The organism is Serratia sp. CY71090 (genome assembly GCF_052166845.1).
Classification (GTDB): Bacteria; Pseudomonadota; Gammaproteobacteria; order Enterobacterales; family Enterobacteriaceae; genus Serratia; species Serratia nematodiphila.
The window spans coordinates 81,453-106,338 of the sequence record NZ_JBJNOA010000012.1; the positions used below are offsets into that span (position 1 = coordinate 81,453).

The 24,886-nt window shown below is 61.6% G+C and carries 16 protein-coding genes; 10 read left to right on the forward strand and 6 right to left on the reverse strand.

The window, feature by feature from the left end:
* Window positions 1-3 precede the first annotated feature (3 nt).
* The 3 genes from gntR to gntK all read left to right on the forward strand — a co-directional run bounded on the left by gntR (window position 4) and on the right by gntK (window position 3,285).
* The gene (gene gntR, locus ACJ8OK_RS20175; protein ID WP_004930833.1) at window positions 4-999 is read left to right on the forward strand and encodes a gluconate operon transcriptional repressor GntR; all 996 of its coding nucleotides are present in this window, start codon (window positions 4-6) and stop codon (window positions 997-999) included.
* 340 nt (window positions 1,000-1,339) lie between these two features.
* Window positions 1,340-2,656, forward strand: coding sequence for a gluconate transporter (gntT, locus tag ACJ8OK_RS20180; protein ID WP_004930830.1), 1,317 nt, complete (start codon window positions 1,340-1,342; stop codon window positions 2,654-2,656).
* 101 nt (window positions 2,657-2,757) lie between these two features.
* Entirely contained in the window at window positions 2,758-3,285 is a 528-nt protein-coding gene (gene gntK, locus ACJ8OK_RS20185; protein ID WP_442530902.1) for a gluconokinase, read from the forward strand.
* Between the two features lie 30 nt (window positions 3,286-3,315).
* Here gntK and ACJ8OK_RS20190 read toward each other — a convergent pair whose 3' ends face one another.
* Window positions 3,316-3,909 carry a YhgN family NAAT transporter gene (locus ACJ8OK_RS20190; RefSeq protein WP_025159894.1) on the reverse strand — a complete coding sequence of 198 codons (594 nt, stop codon included), beginning with the start codon at window positions 3,907-3,909 and terminating at the stop codon, window positions 3,316-3,318.
* 192 nt (window positions 3,910-4,101) lie between these two features.
* Between ACJ8OK_RS20190 and asd the strand changes: the two genes are divergently transcribed.
* The 6 genes from asd (at window position 4,102) to glgP (ending at window position 15,261) form a co-directional block, all read left to right on the forward strand.
* Window positions 4,102-5,205 (forward strand): aspartate-semialdehyde dehydrogenase, encoded by a 1,104-nt coding sequence (asd, locus tag ACJ8OK_RS20195; RefSeq protein ID WP_442530904.1) that lies wholly within the window; start codon window positions 4,102-4,104, stop codon window positions 5,203-5,205.
* A 443-nt stretch (window positions 5,206-5,648) separates the two neighbouring features.
* The gene (glgB, locus tag ACJ8OK_RS20200; RefSeq protein WP_442530905.1) at window positions 5,649-7,835 is read left to right on the forward strand and encodes a 1,4-alpha-glucan branching enzyme; all 2,187 of its coding nucleotides are present in this window, start codon (window positions 5,649-5,651) and stop codon (window positions 7,833-7,835) included.
* Window positions 7,832-9,814, forward strand: a complete 1,983-nt coding sequence (gene glgX, locus ACJ8OK_RS20205) for a glycogen debranching protein GlgX (RefSeq protein WP_103687558.1) — start codon at window positions 7,832-7,834, stop codon at window positions 9,812-9,814. Before glgB ends, glgX begins: the two co-directional genes overlap by 4 nt.
* 15 nt (window positions 9,815-9,829) lie before the next feature.
* Window positions 9,830-11,107 carry a glucose-1-phosphate adenylyltransferase gene (glgC, locus tag ACJ8OK_RS20210; protein ID WP_004930810.1) on the forward strand — a complete coding sequence of 426 codons (1,278 nt, stop codon included), beginning with the start codon at window positions 9,830-9,832 and terminating at the stop codon, window positions 11,105-11,107.
* 134 nt (window positions 11,108-11,241) lie between these two features.
* A complete protein-coding gene (glgA, locus tag ACJ8OK_RS20215; RefSeq protein ID WP_004930807.1) occupies window positions 11,242-12,672 on the forward strand; it encodes a glycogen synthase GlgA in 1,431 nt (476 codons plus the stop codon).
* 141 nt (window positions 12,673-12,813) lie between these two features.
* Window positions 12,814-15,261 carry a glycogen phosphorylase gene (glgP, locus tag ACJ8OK_RS20220; protein WP_033631896.1) on the forward strand — a complete coding sequence of 816 codons (2,448 nt, stop codon included), beginning with the start codon at window positions 12,814-12,816 and terminating at the stop codon, window positions 15,259-15,261.
* A gap of 58 nt (window positions 15,262-15,319) precedes the next feature.
* Here the strand turns inward: glgP and glpD are convergent, their stop codons facing one another.
* The 5 genes from glpD to malT all read right to left on the reverse strand — a co-directional run bounded on the left by glpD (window position 15,320) and on the right by malT (window position 22,017).
* Window positions 15,320-16,828 carry a glycerol-3-phosphate dehydrogenase gene (gene glpD, locus ACJ8OK_RS20225; protein WP_033631898.1) on the reverse strand — a complete coding sequence of 503 codons (1,509 nt, stop codon included), beginning with the start codon at window positions 16,826-16,828 and terminating at the stop codon, window positions 15,320-15,322.
* Window positions 16,829-17,075: 247 nt separating this feature from the next.
* Entirely contained in the window at window positions 17,076-17,834 is a 759-nt protein-coding gene (locus tag ACJ8OK_RS20230; RefSeq protein ID WP_004930797.1) for a DeoR/GlpR family transcriptional regulator, read from the reverse strand.
* Between the two features lie 51 nt (window positions 17,835-17,885).
* On the reverse strand, window positions 17,886-18,722 hold the full coding sequence (gene glpG / locus ACJ8OK_RS20235) for a rhomboid family intramembrane serine protease GlpG (protein ID WP_015379321.1): 837 nt from the start codon (window positions 18,720-18,722) through the stop codon (window positions 17,886-17,888).
* Between the two features lie 171 nt (window positions 18,723-18,893).
* The gene (glpE, locus tag ACJ8OK_RS20240; RefSeq protein WP_004930790.1) at window positions 18,894-19,220 is read right to left on the reverse strand and encodes a thiosulfate sulfurtransferase GlpE; all 327 of its coding nucleotides are present in this window, start codon (window positions 19,218-19,220) and stop codon (window positions 18,894-18,896) included.
* Between the two features lie 82 nt (window positions 19,221-19,302).
* Window positions 19,303-22,017 carry an HTH-type transcriptional regulator MalT gene (gene malT, locus ACJ8OK_RS20245; protein ID WP_033651750.1) on the reverse strand — a complete coding sequence of 905 codons (2,715 nt, stop codon included), beginning with the start codon at window positions 22,015-22,017 and terminating at the stop codon, window positions 19,303-19,305.
* A 460-nt stretch (window positions 22,018-22,477) separates the two neighbouring features.
* Between malT and malP the strand changes: the two genes are divergently transcribed.
* On the forward strand, window positions 22,478-24,883 hold the full coding sequence (malP, locus tag ACJ8OK_RS20250) for a maltodextrin phosphorylase (protein WP_442530908.1): 2,406 nt from the start codon (window positions 22,478-22,480) through the stop codon (window positions 24,881-24,883).
* Window positions 24,884-24,886: the final 3 nt, after the last annotated feature.

The window sequence follows — 24,886 nt, forward strand, 5'->3', positions numbered from 1 at the left end:
ATAATGAAGAAAAAACGGCCGGTACTCCAGGATGTGGCGGACAAGGTGGGCGTGACCAAGATGACGGTGAGCCGTTATCTGCGCAATCCCGACCAGGTTTCCGCCGCCCTGCAGCAAAAAATCGCCGTCGCGCTGGATGAGCTGGGCTACATCCCCAACCGCGCGCCGGATATCCTCTCCAACGCCACCAGCCGGGCGATTGGCGTGCTGTTGCCGTCGCTGACCAACCAGGTGTTCGCCGAAGTGCTGCGCGGCATCGAAAGCGTGACCGACGCGCACAACTACCAAACCATGCTGGCGCACTATGGCTACCTGCCGGAACGTGAAGAAGAGCGTCTGACCTCGCTGTTGTCTTACAATATCGACGGTCTGATCCTGTCCGAGCGCCACCATACGCCGCGTACCCTGAAAATGATCGAGGTGGCGGGCATTCCGGTGGTGGAGCTGATGGACTGCGTCTCGCCGTGCATCGATCTGGCGGTGGGCTTCAACAACTTCGAGGCGGCGCGCCAGATGACCCAGCAGATCATCGCGCACGGCCACCGTCACGTGGTCTATTTCGGCGCTCGTCAGGATGAGCGTACCATCATCAAGCAGCAGGGGTATGAGCAGGCGATGCGTGAATCCGGCCTGGAGCCGTACAGCATCATGACCGCGCGTTCTTCCTCTTATTCCGCCGGCGGCGAGCTGTTGCGCCAGGCGCAGCGTGACTACCCGCAGATCGACAGTATCTTCTGCACCAACGATGACTTGGCGATCGGCGCGGCCTTCGAATGCCAGCGGCAAGGGCTGTCGATCCCGCAGGACATGGCGATCGCCGGTTTCCACGGCCATGACATCGGCCAGGTGATGGTGCCGAAGCTGGCCAGCGTGCTGACGCCGCGCGAACGCATGGGCCAGATCGGGGCCGAGCGCTTGCTGGCCCGGCTGCGCGGCGAAACGGTGTGCCCGCGCATGGTGGACGTCGGTTTCACCGTGATCCCCGGCGGCAGCATCTGAGCCATTTTAACGTTCTGTTTTAACACTCTTTCTTTTTACAGCGCGCCCTGAGGCGCGCTGGTTATCCCGCCTGTAAGCCCGCCTCTCGTTGCCGGCATAAGTTTGATCTCTGTCCCAGAACGCGAATTTTAGCCGGTTACCCGGTTCCGGCGCTCATGTTGTTACCGGTATCATGATACCGGTAACAACGAGTGCGCGGTCATCTTGCTGCAAGACTGAACCTCTGACTCAACAACACCTACAGCTCTTCTTAAACACCGGGAAAGAGCCTAAAAATAAAACAACCGCACGCTTTACGCCTATTGTAAAGAGAGTCGCGATAAAAGGTTGGAGAAAAACTATGCCATTAGTGATTGTTGCAGGCGGCGTAGCGCTGCTGCTGCTGCTGATGATCCGCTTCAAGCTGAACGGCTTTATCTCTCTGGTTCTGGTTGCTTTGGCGGTCGGGATCGCGCAGGGTATGCCGGTCGATAAGGTCATCGGCTCCATCAAGGCCGGCGTGGGCGGCACGTTGGGCAGCCTGGCGCTGATCATGGGCTTCGGCGCCATGCTCGGCAAACTGCTGGCGGACTGCGGCGGCGCACAGCGCATCGCCACCACGCTGATCGACAAGTTCGGCAGAAAACACATTCAATGGGCGGTGGTGCTGACCGGCTTCACCGTCGGCTTCGCGCTGTTCTACGAAGTGGGCTTCGTGCTGTTGCTGCCGCTGGTGTTCACCATCGCCGCCTCCGCGCGTATCCCGCTGCTGTACGTCGGCGTGCCGATGGCCGCCGCGCTGTCGGTGACCCACGGCTTCCTGCCGCCGCACCCAGGCCCGACCGCCATCGCCACCATCTTCCATGCCGACATGGGTAAAACCCTGCTGTACGGCACGCTGCTGGCGATCCCGACGGTGATCCTGGCCGGCCCGGTCTATGCCCGCTTCCTGAAAGGCATTGACAAGCCGGTGCCGGAAGGTCTGTACAACCCGAAAACCTTTACCGACGCGGAGATGCCGAGCTTTGGCGTCAGCGTTGCCACGTCGCTGGTGCCGGTGATCCTGATGGCGCTGCGCGCGGTCGCTGAAATGGTGCTGCCGAAGGGCCACAGCCTGCTGCGCTTCGCCGAGTTCTTCGGCGACCCGGTGATGGCGACCCTGATCGCCGTGCTGATCGCCATCTTCACCTTCGGCCTGAACCGTGGCCGTACCATGGATGAAGTGATGGGCACCATCACCGACTCGATTAAAATCATCGCCATGATGCTGTTGATCATCGGCGGCGGCGGCGCCTTCAAGCAGGTGCTGGTGGACAGCGGCGTTGAGAAGTACATCGCCGGCCTGATGGAAGGCAGCAACGTTTCGCCGATCCTGATGGCCTGGTCGATCGCCGCTGCGCTGCGTCTGGCGCTGGGTTCCGCCACCGTGGCGGCGATCACCGCCGGCGGCATCGTGGCGCCGCTGATCGCCACCACCGGCGTCAGCCCTGAGCTGATGGTGATTGCGGTCGGTTCCGGCAGCGTCATCTTCTCGCACGTCAACGATCCGGGCTTCTGGCTGTTCAAGGAGTACTTCAACCTGAGCATCATGGAAACCATCAAATCCTGGTCGGTGCTGGAAACCATTATCTCGGTGTGCGGCCTGGTGGGCTGTCTGCTGCTGGCGACGGTCGTATAATCTTTATCCGGCGCCCTGCGGGGCGCCGGCGTTCCAGAGTATCTTTATCAGTAGGGACGCATTTGGCGCGCGCGCGCCAGTTCCCATAAGGGCATGACACAATGAGTAATCCGCAGAATCACGTATTTGTTTTGATGGGCGTTTCCGGCAGCGGCAAATCCGCCGTGGCCAGCGCTGTCGCTCACGAGGCCAACGCCGCCATGCTGGATGGTGACTACCTGCACCCGCGCGCCAACATCATCAAAATGTCCTCCGGGCATGCGTTGGACGACAACGATCGCGCGCCGTGGCTGGCGGCTCTGAACGACGCCATCTTCGCCATGCAGCGCACCAACGACGTGTCGCTGCTGGTGTGCTCGGCGCTGAAGAAAAGCTATCGCGATCGCCTGCGCGACGGCAATCTCAACCTGCATTTCCTCTACCTGAAAGGCGACAAGGCGGTGATCGAGGAGCGCCTGAAGCAGCGCAAAGGTCACTTCTTCAAGCCGCAGATGTTGATTTCCCAGTTCGCCACGCTGGAAGAGCCGGGCGAGCAGGAGCCGGATGTGCAAGCGATCGACATCAACCAGCCGCTGGACGACGTGGTTGCCGATACGCTCGCCTATATTCGCCGCGTTACCGCCCGCTAAGCGCGGACCGTTGTCGGCGCCGCCAGGCGCCTACAGCTTCATGTAAGCCCGCACGCCGTCCAGGAACATCTGGGTCGACAGCATCACCAGAATCAGCCCCATCAACCGCTCCAGCGCGCTGACGCCTTTGCTGCCCAGCAGGCGCAGGAACAGGTTCGACATCAGCAAAATGGCCGCAGAGAGGCCCCAGGCGATCAGCAGCGCCGCCACCAAATGCGGCAGCTGATGCGGATACTGGTGCGACAGCAGCATCAGCGCCGCCAGAATCGATGGCCCGGCCACCAGCGGGATCGCCAGCGGCACCAGGAATGGCTCCTCGCCGGCGGACAGCCCGGAGCTGTTCCCCTCCTGCGAGGGAAAAATCATCTTGATGGCGATCAGAAACAGGATGATGCCGCCGGAAATGGAGACGGTTTCGGTGCGCAGGTTGAGGAACGCCAGAATTTTCTCGCCGGCGAACAGAAAGATTAGCATCAGCAGCAGGGCGATCAGCAGCTCGCGGATCAGCACCACCCGGCGGCGGCGCGGTTCCAGGTGCTTGAGCACCGACATGAAAATCGGCAGATTGCCCAGCGGATCCATAATTAAAAACAGCAATACCGTAGCGGAAATCATCTCTGTCATGGTGACCTCGTGATCGGGAAAACGCCTCGGCCTTTCCGGCCGCGTCCTTGCCTATAAGAAGGATTGCTGAGAAATCCCCAGCCATCGAATAAATTCACTTTGCGCCCGCGCCGACATTTTGTAAGGTGAGGAGATATTGCACACAACTCGTTATCACCTAATAAGCCCTTATCCGGGCGGGACACAGATATTATGAAAAACGTTGGTTTCATCGGTTGGCGCGGAATGGTCGGCTCGGTTCTCATGCAACGCATGACGGAAGAGCGCGATTTCGACGCCATTCGCCCGGTCTTTTTCTCTACCTCGCAGCACGGTTCCGCCGCGCCGGCCTTCGGCGGCCAGCAGGGCACGCTGCAGGATGCGTATGACATCGACGCGCTGAGCACGCTCGATATCATTATTACCTGTCAGGGCGGCGATTATACCAACGAAGTTTATCCTAAGCTGCGCGCCAGCGGTTGGCAGGGTTACTGGATCGACGCGGCCTCGTCGCTGCGCATGCAGGACGACGCCATCATCATCCTGGATCCGGTCAACCACGCGGTGATCCAGCAGGGCCTGGACAAAGGCATCAAAACCTTCGTCGGCGGCAACTGCACCGTCAGCCTGATGCTGATGTCGCTCGGCGGCCTGTTCGCCAACGATCTGGTGGAGTGGGCGTCGGTCGCCACCTACCAGGCGGCCTCCGGCGGCGGCGCGCGCCACATGCGCGAACTGCTGACCCAAATGGGCATGCTGCACGCCGACGTGGCGAAAGAGCTGCAGAACCCGGCCTCCGCGATTCTGGATATCGAACGCAAGGTGACCGAGGCCACCCGCAGCGGCAAACTGCCGACCGATAACTTCGGCGTGCCGCTGGCCGGCAGCCTGATCCCGTGGATCGACAAGCAGCTCGACAACGGCCAGAGCCGCGAAGAGTGGAAAGGCCAGGCGGAAACCAACAAGATCCTGAATACCGCCAGCGTGATCCCGGTCGATGGCCTGTGCGTGCGCGTCGGCGCGCTGCGCTGCCACAGCCAGGCGTTCACGCTGAAGCTGAAAAAAGACGTGTCGCTGCCGGAAATCGAGCAGATGCTGGCAACGCACAACGACTGGGTGCGCGTGATCCCGAACGACCGCGAACTGACCATGCGCGAACTGACGCCGGCGGCGGTGACCGGTACGCTGAATACGCCGGTCGGCCGTCTGCGCAAGCTGAATATGGGGCCGGAGTACCTGTCGGCGTTCACCGTGGGCGACCAACTGCTGTGGGGCGCGGCCGAGCCGCTGCGCCGCATGCTGCGCATCCTGCTGTAAACCCGCACTTCCAGGGGGCTGGCTGCTTTCAGCCCCCTAATGCCTTATTTTCCGCTTTTTTGTTCGCCGCGCACCGCGTCGGGCAGCGTCATCGCCAGCCTCGTTTCAATGGGCGGGCTCCCGCCTATCTCCTCGTCAGCCGCCGCATGCAAACGCCGCCAGGCTGGCAGTTTTCTTAATGAAGAATTTTCCTGAGCAATGCTGAGCAGTTTTTAACAGACATTGGCTATGCTTAACGCATGGGTGGACAATTTTTCACCATGACTGAAATATTTCAAAAAATAAGCATAAAGAGCGAAATTCAGGTCGGCAGAGTAAAGATTGGTCAATAACCGACCGCAATCACGCTTTAGAGTCCGAATGCATTGCATGATGACCAAAACGGCCAAGGAATAATCAACAAGCCGTGCTTAGATCATGCTGTTAATCTAAGGAAGAAGACTATGCCTGTACTTCCCGATCGTGACGTGATTGATCAGATCATCGCCGGCCATTACGCCGATCCCTTCGCTCTGCTTGGCATGCATGCGACCGATAACGGTCTGCAGGTGCGCGCGCTGCTGCCGGACGCCGGCGCAGTCTGGCTGGTGGAACAGCAAACCGGCCGGCGGCTGGTGCAGCTGAACTGCGACGATCCGCGCGGTTTCTTCAGCGCGGTGGTGCCGCGGCGCAAAAATCCTTTCCGCTATCAGCTGCAGGTCAGCTGGCGCGATCATCAACAGATCGTCGACGATCCCTACCGGTTCGGCCCGCTGCTGCAGGATATCGACAGCTGGTTATTGGCCGAAGGCACGCACCTGCGCCCCTATGAACGGCTGGGCGCTCACCTCGTCACGCTGGATGGCGTCGACGGCGTCAGCTTTGCGGTCTGGGTGCCCAACGCGCAGCGCGTCTCGGTGGTGGGGGAATTCAACTTCTGGGACGGCCGCCGCCACCCGATGCGTCTGCGGCGTGAGAACGGCATCTGGGAGCTGTTCTTGCCCGGCGTGCGGGCCGGGCAGCTGTACAAGTATGAAATTGTCGATTGCTATGGCAATACCCAACTGAAAGCCGATCCTTACGCCTTCGAGGCGCAGATGCGCCCGGATACCGCCTCGCTGGTGGCGCCGCTGCCGGAGGTGGTGCCGTCGACGCCGGCGCGCCGCCGCGCCAACGATTTTGACCAGCCGATCGCCATCTACGAGGTGCATCTCGGCTCATGGCGTCGCCACACCGATAACCACTTTTGGCTCAGCTACGGCGAGTTGGCGGTGCAGCTGATCGACTACGTGAAGGACATGGGGTTCACCCATATCGAGCTGCTGCCGGTCAACGAGCACCCGTTCGACGGCAGCTGGGGCTACCAGCCGCTGGGGCTGTATGCGCCGACCCGGCGTTTCGGCACGCCGGCCGACTTCAGGGCGTTTGTGGCGGCGGCGCATGAGGCGGGCATCAACGTGATCCTCGACTGGGTGCCGGGGCACTTCCCGAGCGACGCCTACGGCCTGGCGAATTTCGATGGCACTGCGCTGTACGAATACGCCGATCCGCGCGAGGGCTACCATCAGGACTGGAATACGCTGATCTACAACTACGGTCGTCACGAGGTGCGCAACTACCTGGCGGGCAACGCGCTGTATTGGCTGGAGCGTTTCGGCATCGACGCGCTGCGGGTCGATGCGGTGGCGTCGATGATCTATCGCGATTACAGCCGCGCCGACGGCGAGTGGGTGCCGAATTACTACGGCGGCAACGAGAACCTGGAGGCCATCGCCTTCCTGCGTTATACCAACCAGACTATCGGCCAGGCGCAGCCGGGCGCGGTGACGCTGGCGGAGGAGTCCACCGACTATCCCGGCGTCACCCTGCCGCCGGACGCCAACGGCCTGGGGTTCCACTACAAATGGAACCTCGGCTGGATGCACGACACGCTCAATTATATGAAGTGCGATCCGGTGCACCGCAAGTATCACCACAACCAGATGACCTTCGGCATGCTGTACGCCTATACCGAGAACTTCGTGTTGCCTATCTCGCACGATGAAGTGGTGCACGGCAAAAAATCGATCCTAGACCGTATGCCGGGCGATGCCTGGCAAAAGTTCGCCAACCTGCGCGCCTATTACGGCTTTATGTGGGCGCATCCGGGCAAAAAGCTGCTGTTTATGGGCTGCGAGTTCGCGCAAGGGCGCGAGTGGAATTTCGATACCAGCCTCGACTGGCATTTATTGGAAGGGTTGGATAACTGGCATAACGGCGTTCAGCGGCTGGTGCGCGATCTGAACCACTGCTACCGGCAGCAGGCGCCGCTGTACGAGCGCGACTACCGGCCGGACGGCTTCGAGTGGCTGGTGGTCGACGATCACGATAACTCGGTGTTTGCCTTCGCGCGCTACGATTCGCAGGGCAATGAGCTGATCGCCATCAGCAACTTTACCCCGGTGCCGCGCTATCGCTACCGCATCGGCATTTCCCGCGCCGGTGACTACCGCGAGATCCTCAATACCGATTCGCATCACTATCACGGCAGCAACGCCGGCAATCAGGGGCGGGTCTCTTCCGAAACGGTCGGCAGCCATGGCCGCGATTTCTCTATCAGCGTGACGTTGCCGCCATTGTCGACCATTTATCTGCTGCGGGAGGCGCCATGACCGAGCTGACGGCTGGCCGCGCCGCGCCGCTGGGCGCGCAGTATGACGGCGAAGGCATCAACTTTACCCTGTACTCGGCGCATGCCGAGCGGGTGGAGCTGTGTCTGTTCGACGGCCAGCAGCGCGAAGTGCGCCTGCCGCTGCCGGCGCGCAGCGGCGATATCTGGCATGGCTATTTGCCGGGCGGCAGGCCGGGGCAACGTTACGGCTACCGGGTCTACGGCCCGTTTGATCCGGCGAACGGGCAGCGCTTCAACCCCAACAAGCTGGCGCTCGATCCGGCCGCGCGCGCGGTGGAAGGGCCGGTGGCGGACCACCCGCACCTGCACGGCGGTTACGAGCAGCCGGACCCGCACGACAGCGCCGAGCTGATGCCGAAGTGCGTGGTGGTGGACGAACAGTATGACTGGCAGGACGATCGCCCGCCCGCCACGCCCTGGGGGCAGACGGTGATTTACGAAGCCCACGTGCGCGGCCTGACGCTGCTGCACCCGCAGATCCCACCGGCGCTGCGCGGCAGTTTCGCCGCGCTGGGGCACCCGGCGATGATCGCCCACTTCAAACGCCTCGGCATTACCGCGCTGGAACTGCTGCCGGTGCAACAGCATACCTCCGAGCCGCGCTTGCAGCGGCTGGGGCTGATCAACTACTGGGGCTATAACGTGCTGGCGCCCTATGCGCCGGACAACCGCTACGCCAGCCTGAGCACCGATGCCACGCCGCTCAACGAATTTCGCGATGCGGTCAAGGCGCTGCACCAAGCCGGCATTGAGGTGATCCTTGACGTGGTGTTCAACCACAGCGCCGAGCTGGACAGGGATGGGCCGATGCTGTCGCTGAGCGGCATCGATAATCTGAGCTATTACTGGCTGACGCCCGAAGGGGACTACGTCAACGACACCGGCTGCGGCAACACGCTGCGGTTGGATCAGCCGCAGGGCGTAGCCTGGGTGATGGATTGCCTGCATTTTTGGGTGCGGGAGTGCCACGTCGACGGCTTCCGCTTCGATCTGGGTAGCGTGCTGGGCCGCACGCCGGGGTTCGATCGCGATGCGCCGCTGTTCCAGGCGATGCTGGCGGACGATCTGCTGTCGCGCTGCAAGCTGATCGCCGAACCCTGGGACGTTGGCCCCGGCGGCTATCAGGTGGGGGCATTTCCCGGCCGCTTCGCCGAATGGAACGATCATTACCGCGACGACATGCGCCGTTTCTGGCTGCAGAGCGGCGTGTCGCTCGGCCAGTTCGCCCGGCGTTTTGCCGCTTCCAGCGATCTGTACAACCAGCGCGGGCGGGCGCCTTACGCCACCGTCAACATGCTGACCGCGCATGACGGTTTTACCCTGCAGGACGTGGTCAGCTTCAACGAGAAACACAATCAGCCGAACGGTGAGGGCAACCGCGACGGCAGCGATCGCAATTTCAGCAACAACCACGGCGTGGAAGGCCTGGTCGCCGACGACGCCATTGTGCAACGCCGCAGGGCCAGCCAGCGGGCGATGCTCGCCACGCTGTTGCTGTCCCAGGGCACGCCGATGCTGCTGGCCGGCGATGAACAGGGACACAGCCAGCAGGGGAACAACAATGCCTATTGTCAGGACAACGCCACCACCTGGCTCGATTGGGCCACGGCGGATGACGCGCTGACCGATTACGTCGCGGCGCTGATCGCGCTGCGCCGCCAGATCCCCGCGCTGCAGCAGGACCACTGGTGGCAGCAGGACGACGGCAGCGTGCAGTGGCTGAACGCGCAAGGCCAGCCGCTCGACGCGCAGCAGTGGGAGCGGGGCGAGCTGCTCATGCAGATCCTGCTGTCGCAGCGCTGGCTGTTGCTGGTCAACGCCACGCCGCAAACGACGGAGATGAGGTTGCCGGAAGGCGATTGGCAGGTTGTCGCCCCGTTCACTCAGGAAGACTCACGGGCGGTATTGCCCGCCTGGCACCAGGCCGCGCGCTCGCTTTGCGTTCTGGTACGGAAATAATAAAAGGAGTCCGCTATGGTTAGGTTTGAAAATAAAGACCCCCTGATGTTGGCGCGCCAGTTGCCGATTAAATCCGTAGCGCTGATCCTGGCCGGCGGCCGCGGCTCACGTTTGAAAGATTTGACCTCCACCCGCGCCAAGCCCGCCGTCCACTTTGGCGGTAAATTCCGCATCATTGACTTCGCCTTGTCGAACTGCCTGAACTCCGGCATCCGCCGCATCGGCGTGATCACCCAATACCAGTCGCACACGCTGGTGCAGCACATTCAGCGCGGCTGGTCGTTCCTCAACGAGGAGATGAATGAGTTCGTCGATCTGCTGCCGGCCCAGCAGCGCCTCAGCACCGAGCATTGGTACAAGGGCACCGCCGACGCGGTGTACCAGAACCTGGATATCATCCGCCGCTACGAGGCCGAATACGTGGTGATCCTGGCGGGCGATCACATCTACAAGATGGATTATTCGCGCATGCTGATCGATCACGTCGAGAAGGGCGCTCAGTGCACCGTGGCCTGCCTGCCGGTGCCGCGCAGCGAAGCCGGCGAATTCGGCGTGATGAAGGTGGATGAAAGCGACCGCATCATCGAGTTTCTGGAAAAGCCCGCCGATCCGCCGGCGATGCCGGGCAACCCGGATATGTCACTGGCCAGCATGGGCATCTATATTTTTAATGCCGCTTATCTGTTCCAGCTGCTGGAAGAGGATATGTCGACCCCCGGCTCCAGCCACGATTTCGGCAAGGATCTGATCCCGAAAATCACCGCGCAGCAGGCGGCGTGGGCGCATCCGTTTACCTTGTCCTGCGTGACGTCCAACCCCGATCTGCCGCCGTACTGGCGCGACGTGGGCACGCTGGACGCCTACTGGCGCGCCAATCTCGATCTGGCGTCGGTGACGCCGGAGCTGGACATGTACGACCGCGCCTGGCCGATCCGCACCCACATGGAACCGCTGCCGCCGGCCAAGTTCGTGCAGGATCGCTCCGGCAGCCACGGCATGACCATGAACTCGCTGGTGTCCGGCGGTTGCATCGTGTCCGGATCGGTGGTGGTGCATTCGGTGCTGTTCCCGCGCGTGCGAGTGAACTCGTTCTGCACCATCGACTCTACCGTATTGTTGCCGGACGTGAACGTCGGCCGTTCCTGCCGCCTGCGGCGCTGCATCATCGACCGCGCCTGCCACATTCCGGAGGGCATGGTGATCGGGGAAAACGCCGATGAGGACAGCAAGCGTTTCTATCGCTCGGAAGGCGGCATCGTGCTGGTGACGCGCGAAATGTTGTCAAAATTGTGAGTTAACGTGGGGGCAGAACGATAGCCTGCCGCCCGATGAACGGTTCGATGGCTTGCGCAACGCGGCACACATAACAGCGGCAAGCCTGCTTTATTTCTTATCCAGAGGCCTTCGGCCGACTTTCAGGAGTGATAATGCAGGTCTTACACGTATGTTCTGAAATGTTCCCCCTGCTGAAAACGGGCGGACTCGCAGACGTGGTTGGCGCGCTGCCGGCGGCGCAAATCGCCGAAGGCGCCGATGTTCGGGTGCTATTGCCCGCTTTCCCTGACGTACGCAACGGCATACCCGACACTGTGCTGGTGGCGGAAATCGACTCGTTCGCCGGCCGGGTAGGCCTGCGTTACGGCACCTACCATGGCGTGGGCATCTATCTCATCGATGCGCCCTGGCTGTATGACCGGCCGGGCAGCCCGTACCACGATCAGTCCATGTACGCCTACCCCGACAACCACCGCCGCTTTGCGCTGCTGGGCTGGATGGCCTGCGAGCTGGCCAAGGGGCTGGATCGCTACTGGCGCCCGCAGCTGGTGCATGCCCACGACTGGCACGCCGGTCTTAGCTGCGCCTATCTGGCCGCCAACGGCCACCCGGCGCGTTCGGTGTTCACGGTGCATAACCTGGCCTATCAAGGGCTGTTCTCCGCCCATCACGTGACCGAGCTGTGGCTGCCGGCGTCGTTCTATAACGTCTATGGCCTGGAGTTCTACGGCCAGATGTCGTTCCTCAAGGCCGGGCTGTTTTATGCCGACCACGTGACCGCCGTCAGCCCGACCTATGCGCGTGAGATCACCCGGCCGGAGTTCGGCTACGGCATGGAGGGGCTGCTGCAGGAGCGGCAGCGGCAGGGCAGGCTGAGCGGCATCCTCAACGGGGTGGACGACAAGATTTGGGATCCGGCCCACGACCCGCGGCTGAGCGCCCGCTATGACGCCGACGATCTGAAAAGCAAGGTCAAAAACAAGCTGCATCTGCAAAAGGCCATGGGGCTGAAGGTGGACGAATCACTGCCGGTGTTCGCGGTAGTGAGCCGATTGACCAGCCAGAAAGGCCTCGATCTGGTGCTGCAGGCGTTGCCTGAACTGTTGGCGCAGGGCGGGCAGCTGGCGCTGCTGGGCGCCGGCGATGCGGTGCTGCAACAGGCGTTTCTGGCCGCCGCCGCCGACTACCCTGAACAGGTCGGCGTGCAGATCGGTTATCACGAATCCTTCTCCCACCGCATCATCGGCGGCGCCGACGTCATTCTGGTGCCGAGCCGCTTCGAGCCCTGCGGCCTGACTCAGCTCTACGGTCTGAAGTACGGCACGCTGCCGCTGGTGCGCCGTACCGGCGGGCTGGCGGACACGGTGGTGGACTGCGCGCTGGAGAACCTGGCCGACGGCACCGCCAGCGGATTCGTGTTCGACGATTGCGACGCCGTCGCGCTGGGCAACGCCATCCGCCGCGCCATGGTGCTGTGGAGCCGGCCGAAACACTGGCGCCACGTTCAGCGCCACGCCATGAGCGTGGACTTCGGCTGGCCGGTGGCGGCGAAAGAGTATTTATCGCTTTATCAACGCTTGTAGCCCGCGTTTCGCGTTTCGGGTTGACGCGCGGCGGGCAGCCGTAAGGGTAGATTGTCGGGGCGCGGCGTGCCGCGTCCATGTTCAGCGGAGCCCGCTATTCCGCGGCGAATGGCGGGGCTCCCCACAAGGGATTAAAAAGCCATGACTTCACCGTTTAGTTACACCTCACCTACGGTCAGTGTGGAAGCGCTGAAACACTCCATCGCCTATAAGCTGATGTTTATCGTCGGCAAGGATCCGGCCATCGCCAACCGGCACGATTGGCTGAACGCCGTGCTGTTCGCGGTACGCGATCGCATGGTGGAGCGCTGGCTGCGTTCCAACCGCGCCCAGCTGTCTCAAGACGTGCGGCAGGTGTATTACCTGTCGATGGAGTTCCTGATCGGCCGCACCCTGTCAAACGCGCTGCTGTCGATGGGCATCTATCAGGATATCGACAACGCGCTGAATGAGATGGGGCTGAACCTGGCGGAGCTGCTGGAGGAAGAAAACGACCCCGGGCTCGGTAACGGCGGCCTGGGCCGGCTGGCGGCCTGTTTCCTCGACTCGCTGGCGACGCTGGCGCTGCCGGGGCGCGGCTACGGCATTCGTTATGAATACGGCATGTTCAAGCAGAACATCGTCAACGGCCAACAGATGGAATCGCCGGACTACTGGCTGGAGTACGGCAATCCGTGGGAGTTTCCGCGCCATAACACCCGCTACAAGGTGCGCTTCGGCGGCCGCGTGCAGCAGGAGGGGGCCAAGGCGCGCTGGCTGGAGACCGAAGAGGTCGTGGCCATCGCCTACGATCAGGTGATCCCCGGTTTTGACACCGACGCCACCAACACGCTGCGGTTGTGGGGCGCGCAGGCCAGTAATGAGATCAACCTCGGCAAGTTCAACCAGGGCGATTACTTCGCGGCGGTGGAAGACAAAAACCACTCGGAGAACGTGTCGCGCGTGCTCTATCCGGACGATTCGACCTCGTCCGGGCGCGAGCTGCGGCTGCGGCAAGAGTATTTCCTGGTGTCGGCCACGGTGCAGGATATTCTCAACCGCCATTGGCTGATGCACAAAACCTTCGACAACCTGGCGGACAAGATCGCCATTCACCTCAACGACACCCACCCGGTATTGTCGATTCCGGAGCTGATGCACCGGCTGATCGACGAGCATAAATTCAAGTGGCTCGACGCCTGGGAAGTGGTGGAGCAGGTGTTCTCTTACACCAACCACACGTTGATGAGCGAGGCGCTGGAGACCTGGCCGCTGGATATGATTGGCCGCATCTTGCCGCGCCATCTGCAGCTGATTTTCGAAATCAACGATCACTTCCTCAAGATGGTGCAGGAAGTGGCGCCGGACGACAACGATCTGCTGGCGCGGGTCTCGATCATCGACGAAACCAACGGCCGCCGGGTGCGCATGGCGTGGCTGGCGGTGGTGGCCAGCCACAAGGTCAACGGCGTTTCCGCCCTGCATTCCGAACTGATGGTGCAGTCGCTGTTCGCCGACTTCGCCCGGCTATTCCCGACCCGTTTCTGCAACAAAACCAACGGGGTGACGCCGCGCCGTTGGTTGGCGCTGGCCAATCCGCCGCTGGCGGCGGTGCTGGACGACTGCATCGGTCAAACCTGGCGCACCGATCTCAGCCAGCTGAGCGAGATCCAAGCCAACGTCGATTACCCGAGCTTCCTGCAGGCGGTGCAGCGCGCCAAACGGCAGAACAAGGAGCGGCTGGCGCTGTACATCGCCAAAACGCTCAACGTGGTGGTCAACCCGGATGCGTTGTTCGATGTGCAAATCAAGCGCATCCACGAGTACAAACGGCAGCTGCTCAACGTGCTGCACGTCATCACGCTGTATAACCGTTTGCTGGCTGACCCTGACATCGAGCGCGTGCCGCGGGTGGTGATCTTCGCCGGCAAGGCGGCCTCAGCCTACTATGCCGCCAAGCAGATCATCCGTCTGATCAACGACGTGGCCAAAGTGATCAACAACGATCCGCGCGTGCATACCCAACTGAAGGTGGTGTTCATCCCGAACTACGGCGTCAGCCTGGCGCAGATCATTATCCCGGCGGCGGATCTGTCGGAACAGATCTCGCTGGCGGGCACCGAGGCCTCGGGCACCAGCAACATGAAGTTCGCGCTGAACGGCGCGCTGACCATCGGCACGCTGGACGGCGCCAACGTCGAGATGCGCGAGCACGTGGGGGAGGAGAATATCTTTATCTTCGGCAATACCGCCGAGCAGGTTGAGGAACTGCGCCGCAACGGTTACAACCCGCGCCAGTACTATGAGCAGGATCCGGAGCTGCATCAGGCGCTGACGCAGATCGCCACCGGGGTGTTCAGCCCGGAAGAGCCGAAACGCTATGGCAATTTGTTCGACTCGCTGGTCAACCTCGGCGATCACTATCAGCTGTTGGCGGATTACCGCAGCTATGTGGACACGCAGGACAAGGTGGACGAGGTCTATCTCAATCAGGACGAGTGGACGCGGCGCGCGGTGCTGAATATCGCCAATATGGGCTACTTCTCATCCGATCGCACCATTCAGGAATACGCGGATGAAATTTGGCACATTAAGCCGGTGAAGCTGTAAGCGAGAGAGGAAAAAAGCAAAGGGCCGGATAACCGGCCCTTTTTCGTTACGCTGCAGCTCAGGAAGCCAGAGACAGCGCTTTCGTTTTCGCGTGTTCCGCCAGCCAGGCTTCTACTCGCGCCTGCTGCGCTTCGTCCAGCCACATGCCCAGCTTGGTGCGGCGCCAGATGGCGTCGTCCAGCTCTACGACCCACTCTTTCTCGGTCAGGTAGCGCAGTTCGGCTTCATACAGACCGTGGCCGAAATCTTCGCCCAGATCGGCGAGGCCGTTGGCGCCGGCCAGGATCAGCTCGCTCTGGCTGCCGTAGGTGCGGGCATAGCGGCGCGCCAGGGCTTCCGGCAACCAGCCGTGCGCACGGCGCAGTTTGGCCGCGTAGCCGTCGCGATCGCCGTCGATGTCACCGCCCGGCAGCGTGGCGTTTTTGGTCCACGCCGGGCCGCAGCCTGGGTAGTAGTGGGCCAGTTTTTCCATCGCATGTTCGGCCAGCTTGCGGTAGGTGGTCAGCTTGCCGCCGAACACCGACAGCAGCGGCGCCTTGCCCTGCTCATCGTGCACGTCCAGCGTGTAATCGCGGGTGATCGCCTGCGGTGAATCGGATTCGTCGTCGCACAGCGGACGCACGCCGGAGTAAGTCCAGACGATGTCGTCGCGGCCCAGCTGCTTCTTGAAGTGGTCGTTGTACACTTTCAGCAGATAAGCGATTTCGTTCTCGTCGATCTTCACGTCTTTCGGATCGCCTTTGTACTCCACGTCGGTGGTGCCGATGATGGAGAACTCGTCATTCCATGGGATCACGAACACGATGCGGTGGTCTTCGTTCTGCAGAATGTAAGACTGCGGCTGATCGTGCACGCGCGGCACCACGATGTGGCTGCCTTTGATCAGGCGGATGCCGTAAGGCGATTTCAGCTTCAGGCCGTCGTCGAAGAAGTTTTTCACCCACGGGCCGGTGGCGTTCACCAGGCCTTTGGCGCGCCAGGTGAAGGTTTTGCCGCTGTCGATATCGACCGCTTCCACCATCCACAGGCCGTTTTCACGCCATGCGCGGGTCACTTTGGTGCGGGTGCGCACTTCGCCGCCGCGTTTTTCCACTTCCTGCGCGTTCAGCACCACCAGGCGAGCATCATCAACCCAGCAGTCAGAATATTCGAAACCGCGCTTCAGTTCAGGCTTAAGCACTGACTCTGGTCCAAAGCGCAAACCCTTGCTGCCTGGCAGGCTGGTGCGTTTGCCCAGGTGATCGTACAGGAACAGGCCGATACGGATCATCCAGGCCGGACGCAGGTGCGGCTGGTGCGGCAGGCGGAAACGCATCGGGAACGCGATGTGCGGCGCCAGTTTCAGCAGCACTTCACGCTCGGCCAGCGCTTCGCTCACCAGACGGAATTCGTAGTGTTCCAGGTAGCGCAGGCCACCGTGGATCAGTTTGGAACTGGCGGAAGACGTAGCACAGGCCAAGTCTTGCGCTTCCAGTAGCAGTACCGACAGCCCGCGCCCGGCAGCATCCGCCGCGATGCCGGCACCGTTGATGCCGCCACCGATAACGATCAAGTCTTTGGTTTCCACGTCATCTTCCTCCAGATGTTCGAAATAGCTCTTTCATGTTCGTTTTCGCTCATGATTGTAATCAAAAACCAACAAGCAAGCCAAGAGTTAACCAAACAAAAACATTTAGGCGTGATAGAGGTAACAGTTTGGTGATGATAGTCACACAAATAGTATGGATATGGCGCGGGCGCGCAAACGGCTGTCGATGAGGGGGGCCTGAAGGGATGAAACGGGGCGGCGGCGCGCCCCGCAGGTTAAGGCTGAATCAGCACAACTCCAGCTGCACGTCGTACTGTTCGATGATTTTCATCACGCTCGGCGGCGGCAGCTGGTCGGTAAACAGGTAGTCGATCAGGTTCATGTTGCCCAGGTTGACCATGGCGTTGCGGCCGAATTTGGAATGGTCGGTCACCAGCATCACGCAGCGGGAATTTTCGATAATCGCGCGTTTGGTGCGCACTTCGTGATAGTCGAATTCGAGCAGCGAGCCGTCCATATCGATGCCGCTGATGCCGAGAATGCCGTAATCGAGACGGAATTGGGAGATGAAGTCCAGGGTGGCTTCGCCCATGATGCCGCCGTCGCGGGTGCGCACTTCGCCGCCGGCCAGGATCAGGCGGAAGTCTTCTTTGGCGGTCAGCAGGGTGGCGACGTTAAGGTTGTTGGTGACCACACGCAGGTTCTTGTGGTTCATCAGCGCATGGGCCACCGCCTCCGGCGTGGTGCCGATATCGATGAACAGCGTGGCGCCGTCCGGGATCTGGCTGGCGACGCGCTGCGCGATGCGGGCCTTCTCTTCCGACCACATCACCTTGCGATCGTTATAGGCAGCGTTGACCGAGCTGGAAGGCAGCGCCGCGCCGCCGTGGTGACGCTGGATCTTGTTCTGGTCGGCCAGGTCATTCAAATCGCGGCGAATCGTTTGCGGGCTGACGTCAAAATGTTCGACCAGCTCTTCCGTGCTGACGTAACCCTGCAGGCGCACCAGCTCGATAATTGCGTCATGACGCTGTGTTTGCTTCACGATAATCCCCTAAAACGCCCGCTATGCCCATTGGGGCATAGCTCCCGGCTGTTATTGTTCGTTGTGTGCGCGATGACGCGTATCCCAAAATGCCATCAATAACCCTAACACTAAACCGGCTATGTGTGCCGCGTTGGCGATCGACATTCCTAAAATATCGAAATATCCGGCCACCAGCCACAGCACCGAGAACACCATCAGGCCGCGCGGCAGCATCAAGCCGCGCTCCGGCGCCCGTTCGCCCGACAGCCACACATAGCCCATCAGCGCATAAACCACGCCCGACAGTCCGCCGAACAGCGCGCCGCTGAACAACGATTGCGCCCAGCCGCTGAAGAAGGCCGACACCACCGCCAGCACGAACAGCTTGCCGGCGCCGAGGCGTTTTTCCATCTGGCCGCCGAGATACCACCACCACATCAGGTTAAACAGGATATGCAGCAGGGAGAAATGCAGGAACGCATGGCTGACCCAGCGCCACAGCTGCGTGTATTGGCTGCTGTCCTGCGGCCAGGAGAGCCAGTACATCACGGTATCGTCGCCCAGCGCCTGCATCAGAATATAGACCGCGATGCACAGCACCATCACGCCGAGCGTCAGCGGCCCGGCCTTGCTGCGCAGGGTGTGCAGGTAGGATTCGCTCTGATAATGCAGGCCGGCGTCGGTATGGCCGGTCTGCCAACTGGCGGCCTGATAACGGCGGTTGAGCGGATCGGCCAGAAACTGCTGCAGCTCGTGTTGCACCTGCTCGAGGTGACCGTCGTCGGCCAGCCAGATTTCCGCCGCCTCGCCGCTGTTGCGCAGCTCAAGCCGGATGCCCTGGGTCGCCATATAGTCGACAAAGGCCAGCGCCAGGCGCGGGTTGGATATGGCGATTACTCTAACCATTGCTCTTCCGTCGTAAGTGAATGATTTTGGCCGCGGCTTGCTCGCCGGCGACCCTGACGGCCGATTATAACGTCGAAATCCTGAGCGCTGGCAAACGGATCTGCGAAAAACCCGCGAAAACGCGCACAAAAACGAAAGGGAAGCCCGCCGATGCAGGGCGGGCGGCGGGGATCAGGCAGAGGTTTCCACGTCTTGCGGATACTGGCGGGCCCAGGCTTCGAAGCCGCCGTCGATGCTGTAGACCGCGTCGAACCCCTGGTGCAGCAGGTACTGCGCCGCGCTGCGGCTGCTGTTGCCGTGGTAGCACATCACCATCACCGGCCGCTCGAAGTCGTTTTGCTGCATAAAGGCCGACAGGGTGGCGTTGGTGAGGTGAAAAGCGCCCGGCGTATGCCCGGCTTCAAAACTTTGCGGATCGCGGATGTCGACCAGGGCGGCGCTGCCCTCTTTCCAGCGGGTGTACGCCTGCTCAACGTTGATCGCTTCGAACTGTTCCATACTGCTGACTGCCTCGTAATAGGGGGACGCCGCTATTGTAACCAACTCTGCGGCGTTTAAGACCAGAGGGATATCAGGGTTTTTACGCGCCGTAGCCCATCATTTTCAGCAGTTGCTGCGCCTGCTGCACCGCCTCCTGGCGATGGGCCACGCCCAGTTTCTGGTACAGATTGCGGATATGCGTCTTGATGGTGGTGGCCGCCACGTCCAACTCGCCGGCGATCTGGTCGTTGCTGTAACCGGAATAGATCAGCCCCAGCACCTGCCATTCGCGTTGGGTCAGCGGGCTGGTGCGGATCAGTTCCGGCACCTGCGGGTGGGTCAGCAGCTTATCGACGAAGTTCTCGTCAAAATGCGCGAACTTGTGCCGATGATGCTGGTTGATGTCGCGCAAGATACGCTGGGCGCGATGCTGTTCCAGCTCCGGCAGCGTGTTGAGCTGGATCAGCTGGCGCAGCTGCTGCGCCATCGCTTCGCCCTCGATGACGAAGTGGCTGATAAAACCGGTGCGGTTGGCCAGCGACAGCGCTTCGATCAACGCCTGCTGCGCTTCGCCTTTGCGCTCTTGCAGCCAGTAAAGCTGGTTGCTGAGCAGCAGATTGCGGTTGAGATCGCTCACCAGTCGCAAGCGGCGAGCGTTTTCGTTCAGTTCATCCAGCACCACGCCGGCCTCTTCATACTGGCCGAGCAGGATCTGCACCCGCGCGATGTTGCGCCATTGGCCCTGCGTGAAATGGTTGTCCGCCATGCCGGGTTTTTCGGTATGACGCAGCCACTGGGCGGCGGCGGCGGTGTCGCCGGTCATCTGCCAGTGGATCACCCGCGATTTGTCGGTGTTGGTCAGCCAGTCGCGATGATAGTGCGCGCCGTGCAGCAGGGTTTCGCAGCGCTGCAGATGGGTATTGGCGTTGTCCAGATCGCCGCGCGCCAGCGAGCATTTGGCCAGCATGGCGATGCACTGCAACTGCTGCTGCGGTTGGTAGTTAGCCAGGATTTTCAACCCGGCGCGCGCCGCGTCTTCCGCCTCGTCCAGCCGCGACCACGACCACAGGATCTGGGCGCGGATGCGCAGCAGGAACTCGTGCATCGGCAGCTGTTCCAGGTGCTGCTCGCGGATCAGTTCGAACGCCTTGTCCTGGGTTTCGTAAGCGGCCTGCAGGAAGCCTTGGGCGATAAGGATTTCGCTCTGCTGCAGCAGCGCCCAGAGCGCATAATGGTTGGCCTGATGGCGTCGCGCCATCTGCTCGGTTTGCTGCATCATCGGCAGCGCGCGCGCCAGTTCGCCCTTGCAGTGGTGCACTTCGCCGGTCACCGAGGTGGCGACGATGCGGCTGTAGTAGCTGGACAGCGGCAGGAATTTCAACGCTTCGGTCGCCAGCCGTTCGGCCTCTTCCGGTTTACCGGCGTTGATCGCCACCTGGGCGCGCAAGGCGTCGAACTCGGCGTGTAGCGTTTGGTCTATTTCGATTTTCTGCTCGCGCATGGTGCGCTCGGCGCGCTCCAGCAGGGTGTTGACCTCACTGTAGCGGTGCTGGCTCTGCGCCAGCCAGGCCTGCAGTAGCGCCAGCTTGGGGTTTTGGATCAGGCGCTCATACGGCAGCGCGTTGAGGCACTCCTCCAGCAAGGCCAGTTCGCTGTGGTGGAACAGCGACCAGGCGTGTTGCAGCAGGATATCGCGCAGCATGCTGACGTCGCTGGCCGCCAGCGCGTGGTGAATGGCCTCCGCCGGATACCCCAGCGCCAGCCAGCCTTCGGCGGCGGCGCGGTGCAATCCCGGCAGTTCCAGCGCCAGTTCCCACTGGCAACGCTGGCGCAGGAAAGAGGCGAACAGCGGATGGAAGTTGAACCATTCGCCGGTGTCGTCCATGCGGTGGATAAACAGCCCCTGGCGCTCCAGCTCCTCCAGCCGCTGCTGGCCGTTGTCTTCGCCGGTCAGCCGCACGATCAGCGCATCGTTCATTGAGCGCAGCACCGAACAGCGCAGCAGGAAGGCGCGCGCATCGGCATCGACGTGATCCAGCACTTCGTCCACCAGATAGTCGGACAGATGGCTGGCGTTCAGCCCCGCCAGCCGCTTGGCCGACAGCTGAGCCGAGGAGGCGGATTGGCGAGCCGACAGCGCGATCAGCTGCAGCGCGGTGGCCCAGCCTTCGACTTCGTCGCACAGGCGGCTGCTGTCCTGCTGCTCCATCGGCGCCGCCAGGCGGCAATCGAAGAACTGTTTGGCTTCCTGATGGGTGAACGCCAGCTGCTGCGTGCCCATTTCCAGCAGCTGATCGCGCACCCGCAGGTTGGCGATGCCGAGCGGCGGCAGAGTGCGCGAGAGCAGGATCAGCGTCAGGTTTTCCGGCTGATGGCGCAGGAAAAAGCGCATGGCTTCATGGATGGCGTCGTTGGTGATCAGGTGGTAGTCGTCGATCACCAGGTACAGCGGCTGATGCCAGTCGGCCAGCTCGATAAACAGTTGGGCGAACAGCGCCGACAGGCTGGCGTACTGGTGTTTCTGGCTCAGCGCCTCGCTCTTGACGCAGCGGCCGCCGCTGGCCTGCTGCAGGGCGGCGATCAGGTAGCTGGCGAAGCGCTCCGGCTGGTTGTCGCTCTCATCCAGGGAATACCAGCCCAGATCGGCCTTGCCGGCCGCCCATTGGGCGATCAGCGTGGTTTTCCCGTATCCCGCCGGGCAATTGACCAGTGTCAGACGATAGTTGCCCGCGCTGGCCAGTTTGGCCAGCAGGCGATCGCGGATCACGGTATTTTGCAGCCGTACCGGGCGGCTCAGTTTTGATGGGATCAGCATAGTATTCCAGGGTATAAATCGCGGTTCCCGCCGGGATTGGAGTGGCGCTAATTATTTTATGGTTCGTAATTAATAGCTCCCCCTAACTTCTGCCAACCCTAAACGTATTGCAACAAGCTTCCGCATCGGCTTGGAGTTAAGTTGCTATCGATCACACTTTTTTACGTTTGGCGCCGGCGTGCGGCGATGCGGTGGCGGATCGCATTTCCGGCCATGGACAAAACTTCAGCAGCGCGAATACTTGTGCTAACGTCAGGGTTAACGTTCTCAGTGCTCGCCGCACGCGTTGGCGGGCTTTTTTGCATCGTTGCAAGGGAGTCAAACAGTGCCTGAGATCACAATTCCAGCTACGCCCCAATCCTCCTCCCCAGCTAATCCCCAGGCGGGATGATGCCGTCAGGCTTTCTCACCGGCACGATAGCGGCAATTTGACCCACTTACTGGATAGAGAGTTTTCCTTATGTCACAGCCTACGCTTAAGAAGGATGCTTTTCTGGCGGCGCTCGCCCGTCAATGGCAACGGTTCGGCCTCAGTTCCGCACAGCAGATGACGCAACATCAATGGTGGGAAGCCGTCAGTGCGGCGCTGGCCGAGCAGTTGGCCGCGCAGCCGGCGCCGCGCAAAAGCGCCAAACCGCTGCGCCACGTAAACTACATCTCGATGGAGTTTCTGATCGGCCGGCTGACGGCGAACAACCTGATCAACCTGGGCTGGTACGACACCGTCGAGCAGGCGCTGGCCGAGCAAAACGTCAAGCTGGCGGATCTGCTGGAGCAGGAAACCGATCCGGCGCTGGGCAACGGCGGGTTGGGGCGGCTGGCGGCCTGTTTCCTCGACTCGATGGCGACGGTGGAACAACCGGCCACCGGCTATGGGCTGAACTACCAGTACGGGCTGTTCCGTCAGTCGTTCCGCGATGGGCAACAGCAAGAGGCGCCGGATAACTGGCAACGCGAGAGCTATCCGTGGTTCCGTCACAACGCCGCGCTGGCGGTGGACGTGGGCATCGGCGGCAAGCTGGAAAAGCAGGCCGACGGCCGCGAACTGTGGCGCCCCGCCTTCACCCTGCGCGGCGAAGCCTGGGATTTGCCGGTGCTGGGGTATCGCAACGGCGTGGCGCAGCCGCTGCGCCTGTGGCAGGCGACCCATCAGCATCCGTTCAACCTGAGCGATTTCAACGACGGCAAGTTCCTGCAGGCGGAGAAGCAGGGCGTAGAAGCCGACAAGCTGACCAAGGTGCTTTACCCGAACGACAACCATCAGGCCGGCAAGCGCCTGCGCCTGATGCAGCAGTATTTCCAGTGCGCCTGCTCGGTGGCGGACATTTTGCGCAAGCACCATCAGGCCGGCCGCAAGATTGAAGAGCTGCCGAAGTACGAAGTGATCCAGCTGAACGACACCCACCCGACCATCGCCATTCCGGAAATGCTGCGCATTCTGCTGGACGAGCACCAGCTGGAGTGGGAGGCGGCCTGGGCGATCACCAGCAACACCTTCGCCTATACCAACCACACCCTGATGCCGGAAGCGCTGGAATGCTGGGATGAAAAATTGGTGCGCAGCCTGCTGCCGCGCCATTTCTCCATCATCAAACAAATCAACGCCAGGTTTAAAAAATTGGTGGATAAGCACTGGCCGGGCGACGAGGCGGTGTGGGCCAAGCTGGCGGTGCACCACAACAAGCAGGTGCGCATGGCCAACCTGTGCGTGGTCAGCGGCTTTGCGGTCAACGGCGTGGCGCAGCTGCATTCGGATCTGGTGGTGAAAGATCTGTTCCCGGAATACCACCAGCTATGGCCGAATAAATTCCATAACGTCACCAACGGCATCACGCCGCGCCGCTGGCTGAAACAGTGCAACCCGGCGCTGTCGGGCCTGATCGATGAGACGCTGAAGGTGGAGTGGGCGAACGATCTCGACGCGCTGCGCGGGCTGGAGAAATTCGCTGACGACGCGGCGTTCCGCCAGCGTTATCAGCAGATCAAACGCGACAACAAGGTGGCGCTGGCCCAGTACGTGCACGGCGTGATGGGGTTGACGCTCGACCCGGACGCGATCTTCGACGTGCAGATCAAACGCCTGCACGAGTACAAACGCCAGCACCTGAACCTGCTGCATATCCTGTCGCTGTATCGCCAGCTGCGCGACAACCCGAACCTGGACATCGTGCCGCGCGTGTTCCTGTTCGGCGCCAAGGCGGCGCCGGGTTACTACCTGGCGAAGAACATCATCTACGCCATTAACCAGGCGGCCGAGAAGATCAACAACGATCCGCTGGTGAAGGATCGCCTGAAAGTGGCGTTCATCCCTGACTACCGTGTGTCGGTGGCCGAATTGATGATCCCGGCGGCGGATATCTCCGAACAGATCTCCACCGCCGGCAAAGAGGCTTCCGGCACCGGCAACATGAAGCTGGCATTGAACGGCGCGCTGACGGTCGGCACGCTGGACGGCGCCAACGTCGAAATCGCCGAGCAGGTGGGCGAAGACAATATCTTTATCTTCGGCAATACCGTGGCGCAGGTGAAGGCGATAGTGGCGAAGGGTTACGATCCGCTCAGCTACCGCAAGAAAGACAAGCACCTGAAGACGATTCTGGACGAGCTGGCGAGCGGTGCCTTCAGCCACGGCGACAAGCACGCGTTCGACATGATGCTGCACAGCCTGCTGGAAGGCGGCGATCCCTACCTGGTGCTGGCGGACTTTGCCTCGTACTGCCAGGCGCAGCGCCGGGTCGACGAGCTGTATCGCGATCGGGACGAATGGACGCGGCGGACTATCCTTAACACCGCGCGCGTCGGCATGTTCAGCTCGGATCGCTCGATCCGCGATTATCAGCAGCGTATCTGGCAAGCCAAACGTTAAGGA

Bases quoted from the DNA above. Each gene is read 5' to 3' on its own strand.
- malP (WP_442530908.1), top strand. From the start codon at position 22,478: ATGTCACAGCCTACGCTTAAGAAGGATGCTTTTCTGGCGGCGCTCGCC.
- ACJ8OK_RS20190 (WP_025159894.1), bottom strand. From the start codon at position 3,909: ATGACAGAGATGATTTCCGCTACGGTATTGCTGTTTTTAATTATGGAT.
- glpE (WP_004930790.1), bottom strand. From the start codon at position 19,220: ATGGAACAGTTCGAAGCGATCAACGTTGAGCAGGCGTACACCCGCTGG.
- asd (WP_442530904.1), top strand. From the start codon at position 4,102: ATGAAAAACGTTGGTTTCATCGGTTGGCGCGGAATGGTCGGCTCGGTT.
- glgA (WP_004930807.1), top strand. From the start codon at position 11,242: ATGCAGGTCTTACACGTATGTTCTGAAATGTTCCCCCTGCTGAAAACG.
- gntK (WP_442530902.1), top strand. From the start codon at position 2,758: ATGAGTAATCCGCAGAATCACGTATTTGTTTTGATGGGCGTTTCCGGC.
- glgB (WP_442530905.1), top strand. From the start codon at position 5,649: ATGCCTGTACTTCCCGATCGTGACGTGATTGATCAGATCATCGCCGGC.
- glgX (WP_103687558.1), top strand. From the start codon at position 7,832: ATGACCGAGCTGACGGCTGGCCGCGCCGCGCCGCTGGGCGCGCAGTAT.
- glpG (WP_015379321.1), bottom strand. From the start codon at position 18,722: ATGGTTAGAGTAATCGCCATATCCAACCCGCGCCTGGCGCTGGCCTTT.
- glgC (WP_004930810.1), top strand. From the start codon at position 9,830: ATGGTTAGGTTTGAAAATAAAGACCCCCTGATGTTGGCGCGCCAGTTG.
- malT (WP_033651750.1), bottom strand. From the start codon at position 22,017: ATGCTGATCCCATCAAAACTGAGCCGCCCGGTACGGCTGCAAAATACC.
- glgP (WP_033631896.1), top strand. From the start codon at position 12,814: ATGACTTCACCGTTTAGTTACACCTCACCTACGGTCAGTGTGGAAGCG.
- gntT (WP_004930830.1), top strand. From the start codon at position 1,340: ATGCCATTAGTGATTGTTGCAGGCGGCGTAGCGCTGCTGCTGCTGCTG.
- gntR (WP_004930833.1), top strand. From the start codon at position 4: ATGAAGAAAAAACGGCCGGTACTCCAGGATGTGGCGGACAAGGTGGGC.